Consider the following 8,484-nt stretch of genomic DNA (forward strand, 5'->3'; position numbering starts at 1 on the left):
CTGCGGCCGCGAGGCGCCGGAGACGCGCCGGGCCACCCAGGCCGAGACCATGCTCACGCGCCTGGAGCAGTTCTTCCGCCAGCAGCACTGAGCCGGCAACGAAAAAGGCCCCGCCGGATCGCACCGGCGGGGCCTCTTCATCGGCTAACCGACGATCAGACCTTGGCGCGCTCGTAGCGCTTGCGGTCGTTCTCGTTCAGCAGCTTCTTGCGCAGGCGGATGGACTTCGGCGTCACTTCCACCAGCTCGTCGTCGGCGATGAACTCCAGCGCCTGCTCCAGGGTGAAGCGGATCGGCGGAACCAGGGCGATGACCTCGTCCTTGCCCGAAGCGCGCATGTTGTCGAGCTTCTTGCCCTTGGTGGGGTTGATCACCAGGTCGTTGTCGCGGCTGTTGATGCCGGCCAGCTGGCCTTCGTAGATCTCGTCGCCCGGGCCGAGGAACAGCTTGCCGCGGCTTTGCAGGGTTTCCAGCGAGTAGGTCAGCGCGGTGCCGGTGGCCATGGAGACCAGTACGCCGTTCTGACGGTTGGTGACTTCGCCGGCCTTGATCTGGCCGTAGTGGCTGAAGGTCGAGGTCAGGATGCCGGTGCCCGAGGTCAGGGTCAGGAAGTTGTTGCGGAAGCCGATCAGGCCACGCGCCGGGATGGTGTATTCCAGGCGGACGCGACCCTTGCCGTCGGGGATCATGTTGGTCAGATCGCCCTTGCGCAGGCCCATCTGCTCCATCACCGAGCCCTGGTTCTGCTCTTCGATGTCGATGGTGACGTTCTCGTAGGGCTCCTGCTTCTCGCCGGCCTCGTTCTCGATGATCACCACTTCCGGACGGCCCACGGCCATCTCGAAGCCTTCACGGCGCATGCTCTCGATCAGTACCGACAGGTGCAGCTCGCCACGGCCGGAAACCTTGAACTTCTCCGGGGAATCGCCTTGCTCGACGCGCAGGGCCACGTTGTGCAGCAGTTCCTTGTCCAGACGGTCCTTGATGTTGCGGCTGGTGACGAACTTGCCTTCTTTACCGGCGAACGGCGAGTCGTTGACCTGGAAGGTCATGCTCACGGTCGGCTGGTCAACGGTCAGCGGCGGGCGCGCTTCGACGTTCTGCGGGTCGCACAGGGTGTCGGAGATGAACAGCTCGTCCATGCCCGAGACGCAGACGATGTCACCGGCTTCGGCTTCGGCGACTTCCACGCGCTGCAGGCCGGAGTGACCCATGATCTTCAGGATACGGCCGTTGCGCTTGGTGCCGTCGTCGCTGATGGCCACGACCGGGGTGTTGGTCTTGACCTTGCCGCGAGCGATACGGCCGATGCCGATCACGCCGAGGAAGCTGTTGTAGTCCAGCTGGGAGATCTGCATCTGGAACGGGCCGTCGACGTCGACTTTCGGCGCCGGGACGTGGTCGATGATCGCCTGGAACAGCGCGTCCATGTTGTCGTCCATCTTCTCGTGGTCCATGCCGGCGATGCCGTTCAGGGCACTGGCGTAGACGATCGGGAAGTCGAGTTGCTCGTCGGTGGCGCCGAGGTTGTCGAACAGGTCGAAGATCTGGTCGATGACCCAGTCAGGACGCGCGCCCGGACGGTCGATCTTGTTCACTACGACGATCGGACGCAGGCCGGCCTTGAACGCCTTCTGGGTCACGAAGCGGGTCTGCGGCATCGGGCCGTCCTGGGCGTCGACCACCAGCAGCACGGAGTCGACCATCGACATCACGCGCTCTACTTCACCGCCGAAGTCGGCGTGACCGGGGGTGTCGACGATGTTGATGCTGTAGTCGTTCCACTTCAGCGCGGTGTTCTTCGCCAGGATGGTGATGCCACGCTCTTTTTCCTGGTCGTTGGAGTCCATCACGCGCTCGTTTTCCGCTTCTTTGCGGTCGAGGGTGCCGGACAGGCGCAGGAGCTTGTCTACGAGGGTGGTCTTGCCATGGTCGACGTGGGCGATGATGGCGATGTTGCGCAGTTTTTCGATCACAGTGTCAGTCTCGATAGTGAATCTTCGGCTGCCTCTTGGCAGCGGGGGCCGGGCCGGGGCGCGGCGGTACAAAAGGTCGGGGCGTGAGCCTACGCGCCGAATGTGTCGGGAGGTCGGTGGCGAATGCTGCCGCCGAACAGCCCGGGCTGGCGGCGGCGCTCGGCGCCCTTACGCCGGACGGTAGACACGCACATTGGTGTGCCCTTCGTTGACCAGGTGATGGGCGTGCAGGCGACTCATCACGCCCTTGTCGCAATACAGGAGGTACTGGCGGTTGGGGTCCAGTTCCTTGAACTTGCTGTTGATCGCGTAGAACGGCATGGGCAGCACTTCGATGCCGTCCAGGGCCAGGGGTTCATCTTCCTGGGCATCCGGGTGACGGATGTCCACGACGATCTGGCCGGCCAGCACTTCATCGACCATCTCCACCGCCAGGTCCTTGCCCAGCTCGTCGATCACCCGGTCCACGGTCATTTGCGTGGAGCGCTCCAGGGCGCGGTCGAGCACGGCCATGTCGAACTTGGACTCTTCGTGGTCGACGCGGTAGGGCTTGGCCTGGGTGGTCGGGTTCACCGAGATCACGCCGCAGTACTCGGGCATGTGCTTGGCGAACTCGGCGGTGCCGATCTTGGTCGCGGTATCGATGATGTCCTGCTTGTGGCTGACGATCAGCGGGCGCAGCACCAGGGTGTCGGTCACCCGGTCGATCACCGAGAGGTTCGGCAGGGTCTGGCTGGACACCTGGGAAATCGCCTCGCCGGTCACCAGCGCGTCGATTTCCAGACGCTCGGCCACGCGGCTGGCGGCGCGCAGCATCATGCGCTTCAAGGTGACGCCCATGTAGCTGTCGTCGACCTTGGTGAGAATCTCGCCGACCACTTCCTCGAAGGGCACGCTGACGAACAGCACGCGCTGCGAACTGCCGTACTTCTTCCACAGGTAGTGCGCGACTTCCATCACGCCCAGTTCGTGGGCACGGCCGCCGAGGTTGAAGAACACGAAGTGGCTGATCATGCCGCGGCGCATCATCTGGTAGGCCGCCACGGTGGAGTCGAAGCCGCCGGACATCAGCACCAGCACCTGCTCCAGCGCGCCCAGCGGGTAACCGCCGAGGCCATCGTGCTGGGCGTGGATGACGTACAGACGGTCGTGGCGGATTTCCACGCGCACCTGCACTTCCGGGTTCTTCAGCGACACGCCGGCCGCATCGCAATGCTGGCGCAGGCCGCCGCCGACGTAGCGTTCCACGTCGATGGAGGTGAAGCTGTGCTTGCCGGCGCGCTTGCAGCGCATGGAGAAGACCTTGCCGGGCAGCAGGTGGCCGAAGTGCTGCTTGCACTTCTCGAGAATGTCGTCGAAATCGCCCAGCGGGTATTCGTGCACTTCGAGGAAGTGGCCGATGCCCGGCACGCAGGTCAGGCGCTCGATCATCTCGCGCAGCACCTTGGCGTCGGTGACGCGGGTTTCGACTTCGAGATTGTCCCACTCGCCCTCGACCAGCAGGTCCGGGTCCAGGTCGCGCAGCACGGTGCGGATGTTCTTCGCGAGCTGGCGGATGAAGCGCTTGCGCACCGGCCGGCTCTTGATGGTGATTTCCTGGAAGACCTTGACGATGAGTTTCATGCGGGAAAAGGCGTAAGCCCGAAGAGACGAAAAAAAGGGGCGAAATTATACCCGAAATTGCTCAAGACTTGAGCAACCCAGTGCAGATTCTTTTCGATGCACCAAAATCGAACCCGCGCACCACGATTGCGCACCAATTCAGTGCAACAAATCCGTCACCATCGCCAGATACCGTGCGCAAAGCCGCGTAGCGCGGGGGCCTGTCCAAAATCGGGCACTGGCACGCTACTTGCTCTCTTGTGAGGCAGGTTGCCCTGGCGGAGTATTCCGGCCGGCATCACCCGATACTGGGGCACAGAAAAGCTCCCAGCTCTAATCCCTCCTGGAGGACAGCATGTCGTACAAGTCGCATCAACTGATCAAAGACCATGACGTGAAGTGGGTAGACCTGCGCTTCACCGACACCAAAGGCAAGCAGCAGCACGTCACCATGCCGGCTCGCGACGCGCTGGACGATGACTTCTTCGAAATCGGCAAGATGTTCGACGGCTCCTCCATCGCCGGCTGGAAAGGCATCGAAGCCTCCGACATGATCCTGCTGCCGGACGACACCACCGCCGTCCTCGATCCGTTCACCGAAGAACCGACCCTGATCCTGGTCTGCGACATCATCGAGCCGAGCACCATGCAAGGCTACGAGCGCGACCCGCGCAACATCGCCAAGCGCGCCGAGGAATACCTGAAGTCCACCGGTATCGGTGACACCGTCTTCGTCGGCCCGGAGCCGGAGTTCTTCATCTTCGACGAAGTGAAGTTCAAGTCCGACATCTCCGGCTCGATGTTCAAGATCTTCTCCGAGCAGGCTTCCTGGAACACCGACGCCGACATCGAAACCGGCAACAAAGGCCACCGTCCGGGCGTCAAGGGCGGCTACTTCCCGGTACCGCCGGTCGACCACGACCACGAAATCCGTACCGCCATGTGCAACGCCCTGGAAGAAATGGGCCTGGTCGTGGAAGTCCACCACCACGAAGTTGCCACCGCCGGCCAGAACGAAATCGGCGTGAAGTTCAACACCCTGGTCGCCAAGGCTGACGAAGTTCAGACCCTGAAGTACTGCGTGCACAACGTCGCCGACGCCTACGGCAAGACCGTGACCTTCATGCCGAAGCCGCTGTACGGCGACAACGGCTCGGGCATGCACGTGCACATGTCCATCTCCAAGGATGGCAAGAACACCTTCGCTGGCGAAGGCTATGCCGGCCTGTCCGACACCGCCCTGTACTTCATCGGCGGCATCATCAAGCACGGCAAGGCCCTGAACGGCTTCACCAACCCGTCGACCAACTCCTACAAGCGTCTGGTCCCGGGCTTCGAAGCCCCGGTCATGCTAGCCTACTCGGCTCGCAACCGTTCCGCCTCGATCCGTATTCCGTACGTATCCAGCCCGAAAGCCCGCCGCATCGAAGCGCGCTTCCCGGACCCGGCTGCCAACCCCTACCTGGCCTTCGCCGCGCTGCTGATGGCCGGCCTGGACGGCATCCAGAACAAGATTCACCCCGGCGACGCCGCCGACAAGAACCTGTACGACCTGCCGCCGGAAGAGGCGAAAGAGATCCCGCAGGTTTGCGGCAGCCTGAAAGAGGCGCTGGAAGAACTCGACAAGGGCCGTGCGTTCCTGACCAAGGGCGGCGTGTTCACCGACGAGTTCATCGATGCCTACATCGAGCTGAAGTCGGAAGAAGAAATCAAGGTGCGCACCTTCGTGCACCCGCTGGAATACGACCTGTACTACAGCGTCTGATCCACGAATACCTATAAGTAGCGGCAACATTAAGGCCTCCTTCGGGAGGCCTTTTTTATTAACGCCCTCTCCCTACCCCTCCCCCTTCAGGACGGGGCGCGCAGCCGAGGGCTGGGAAGAGGAAGCGGAGTCAACCCGAAACACCCAGCCCGCCTGGAAACGCCTTCGCGAGCAAGCTCGCTCCTACAAGGTGCGCACCTTCCCGCCGATTCGGCACGGCCCCCGGCATCTGTATGATGGGCCGAGTTTCGCCCTGCTCCGGAGTGCCCCCTCGTGACCGACCTTATCCGCCGCTGCCTGCTGCTGTGCTGCCTGAGCCTGGGCCTGTTCCTCGCCGGGCCGGCGTCCGCCGCGTTGCCGAGCATTCCCGGCGTGAGCGGCGGCGACGGCAAGGTCAGCGAAGCGCAGCTGCAACAGTCGCTGGACCAGGTCATCAAGACCCTGGAGAGCGACCAGCAGCGCGCCGACCTGCTGAAGAAGCTCAAGCAGCTGCGCGACGCCACCGGCAAGGGCGCGGAAGACCAGGGCGGCGTGCTCGGCCTGATCGGCGACACCCTGGGCAGCCTGGAGCGCCAGTTCGAAGGCGCCAACAGCCCGGTGCTGCGCTGGAGCGGCCTGTTCCAGCAGGCCGGGACCGAGCTGCAGGAGCGCGCGCCGTCCTGGCAGGAATGGCCGGGGATGATCCTCGACTTCGCCGCCGTCATTCTTATCTGGGCCTGCGTGGCGCTGGGCCTGCGCTGGGTCGCCGGGCGCATGCGCGAACGCTTCGGCCTGGCCGAGGAACTGCCGCAACACCCCAAGACCCGCGACCTGCTGCTGTTCGCCCTGCGCAAGCTGGGGCCCTGGCTGGTCGCCTTCCTGATCACCGTCTACCTCTCGGTGGTGCTGCCCAGCTCGCTAGGCAAGCTGGTGGCCATGGTGATCGCCTACGTGCTGGTGTGCGGCACGCTGTTCTCGGCGCTGTGCGTGATCTCCCTGTCGCTGCTCAGCGGCCCGCACCGCATGCGCGCCCTGGACATCCTGCGGCGCCGCGCTTTCCGCCCGCTGTGGCTGATCGGCAGCCTCGCCGCCCTCGGCGAGGTGATGCACGACCCGCGCGTCACCGACAGCCTCGGCGAGAACATCGCGCTGAGCGTCGGCTCGCTGGCGAACATCTGCGCGGCGCTGCTCACCGCGCTGTTCGTCCTGCAGTTCCGCCGGCCGATCGCCCACCTGATCCGCAACCAGCCGCTGGAACGCCGCCTCAAGCGCCGTGGCCTGCAGGAGCTGGTCGAGCTGGTTGGTTCGCTGTGGTACGTGCCGGTGCTGCTGCTGGTAGGCATCTCGCTGTTCGCCACCGTGGTCACCGCCGGCGACAGCAGCTACGCCCTGCGCCGGGCGCTGCTGTGCGCGCTGATCGCGGTGGTAGCGATGACCGTCAACGGCCTGATCCGCCGTGCCCACCTGCGCTCGGCGCAACGCAGCAGCCGGCGCAGCGCGCCTTACATCGAGCAGTTGCAGAACTTCGGCTACACGCTGCTGCACCTGGCCACCCTGCTGGTGTTCCTGGAAGTGGGCCTGCGCGTCTGGGGCATGTCGCTGATCGGCTTCGCCGAGGGCGACGGCTCGCAGATCAGCCTCAAGCTGATCAGCTTCGGCAGCACCCTGCTGGTGGCCTGGCTGATCTGGATTCTCACCGACACGGCAGTGCAGCATAGCCTCGGCCTGGGCGGGAAGAACCGCGCCAACACCCGCGCGCTGACCATGCTGCCGCTGATCCGCAACGTGCTGTTCATCACCATCGCGGTGATCGCCCTGATCGTCGCGCTGGCCAACATGGGCATGAACGTCACCCCGCTGCTGGCCGGCGCCGGCGTCATCGGCCTGGCCATCGGCTTCGGCGCGCAGTCGCTGGTGGCCGACCTGATCACCGGGCTGTTCATCATCATCGAGGATTCGCTGTCGATCGACGACTACGTCGACGTCGGCGGCCACCTCGGCACGGTCGAAGGGCTGACCATCCGCACCGTACGCCTGCGCGACCTCGACGGGGTGGTGCACACCATCCCGTTCAGCGAGATCAAGAGCATCAAGAACTACTCGCGGCAGTTCGGCTACGCCATGTTCCGCTGGCCGGTGCCGGCGAGCATGCCGATCGACGACGCCCTGGCGCTGGTAAAGGAAGTCTCCGCCGAGCTGCGCAACGACCGCAGCATCAACCGGGCGATCTGGTCGCCACTGGAAATGCAGGGCATCGAGAGCTTCGACAACGGCCAGGCGATCCTGCGTTTCCGCTTCAAGACCGCGCCGATCCGCCAGTGGGAAGTGCAGCGCGCGTTCAACCTGCGCCTGCGCCAGAAGCTCGACAAGGCCGGCCTGGAGCTGGCCATGCCACGCCTGAACGTGCAGCTGTCACGGATGCGCAAGCAGCGCGCGAACGATTCCGCCGACGGCGGCGAACCGGCCGACGGTGGAATCTGAGGCGTCAGAGCGACTCGCGGGCAACCTCGGCGCCGGCCAGGGCGGAAACCTGGGCGCCGTTCTCGGCCAGCACCTGGCCGTAGACCTTGCAGCCCTCGTTGATCCGCACCCGCGCGGCACTGACCGTGGTCGGCGATTCCTGGGCGCCCACCACGCAGTCGCGCCCCAGGCTGACGCTGCGACCGGCGCTGACCGGCCCGGCGACCCGCGAGCGGCGGCCGATCCGTACCGAACCGCGGGCGAGGATGGCGCCAGCCACCTCGGCGCCTTCGTCCATCCACACGCCACCGTCCACCTGCACCGAGCCGCGCACGCAAGAGTAGCGGCCGAGGAACAGGTCGCCATGCACCTGCAGGTCGGCGTCCAGGCAACTGCCGGCGGCGAGGCGGAACTCGCCCTCCTCCACCTGGCGCCGGAGGTTGCTCACCATGGCGATGCCGGTGGGCGTCCGCGAGCAGTCGCCAAAACGGATTTCCGCCGCCGAGATGCGCCAGAACTGCAGCGGCGGGCGAATGCGCACGCGGCCGTTGACCACCAGCGGGCCGTGCAGGCAGCGGTCGGCCGGGTGCAGGCCGAAGGGCAGGTAGAGCAGGTTGCTCGGCGCCTGGCTGGCCGCCGGCAGCGGCTGCTCGGGCAGCTCCGGCTGCGCAGCGGGCATCGGCAGGTCCGGCGGCTCCGGCA

Annotated in this window: 5 protein-coding genes; 2 read left to right on the forward strand and 3 right to left on the reverse strand. The window is 65.1% G+C overall.

All coding sequences use genetic code 11. The annotated features are described in order from the left end of the window. Window positions 1-155 precede the first annotated feature (155 nt). Complete coding sequence (gene typA, locus P3W75_RS16200) at window positions 156-1,976, reverse strand: translational GTPase TypA (protein WP_276228326.1); 1,821 nt, start codon at window positions 1,974-1,976, stop codon at window positions 156-158. 168 nt (window positions 1,977-2,144) lie between these two features. Beyond that, complete coding sequence (thiI, locus tag P3W75_RS16205) at window positions 2,145-3,599, reverse strand: tRNA uracil 4-sulfurtransferase ThiI (RefSeq protein ID WP_276228327.1); 1,455 nt, start codon at window positions 3,597-3,599, stop codon at window positions 2,145-2,147. Window positions 3,600-3,933: 334 nt separating this feature from the next. On the opposite strand from thiI, the gene glnA reads away from it, so the two are divergent. Beyond that, window positions 3,934-5,343 (forward strand): glutamate--ammonia ligase, encoded by a 1,410-nt coding sequence (gene glnA / locus P3W75_RS16210; RefSeq protein ID WP_276228328.1) that lies wholly within the window; start codon window positions 3,934-3,936, stop codon window positions 5,341-5,343. Window positions 5,344-5,616: 273 nt separating this feature from the next. Beyond that, on the forward strand, window positions 5,617-7,803 hold the full coding sequence (locus tag P3W75_RS16215; RefSeq protein WP_276228329.1) for a mechanosensitive ion channel family protein: 2,187 nt from the start codon (window positions 5,617-5,619) through the stop codon (window positions 7,801-7,803). Window positions 7,804-7,807: 4 nt separating this feature from the next. Here P3W75_RS16215 and P3W75_RS16220 read toward each other — a convergent pair. Then, the coding region (locus tag P3W75_RS16220; protein WP_276228330.1) for a polymer-forming cytoskeletal protein at window positions 7,808-8,484 on the reverse strand (677 nt) is incomplete at its 5' end.

Origin of the sequence: Pseudomonas citronellolis (assembly GCF_029335315.1) — a bacterium.
Classification (GTDB): Bacteria; Pseudomonadota; Gammaproteobacteria; order Pseudomonadales; family Pseudomonadaceae; genus Pseudomonas; species Pseudomonas citronellolis_A.

Excerpts from the sequence above, each read along its gene's own strand:
- thiI (WP_276228327.1), bottom strand. The coding sequence starts at position 3,599 with ATGAAACTCATCGTCAAGGTCTTCCAGGAAATCACCATCAAGAGCCGG.
- glnA (WP_276228328.1), top strand. The coding sequence starts at position 3,934 with ATGTCGTACAAGTCGCATCAACTGATCAAAGACCATGACGTGAAGTGG.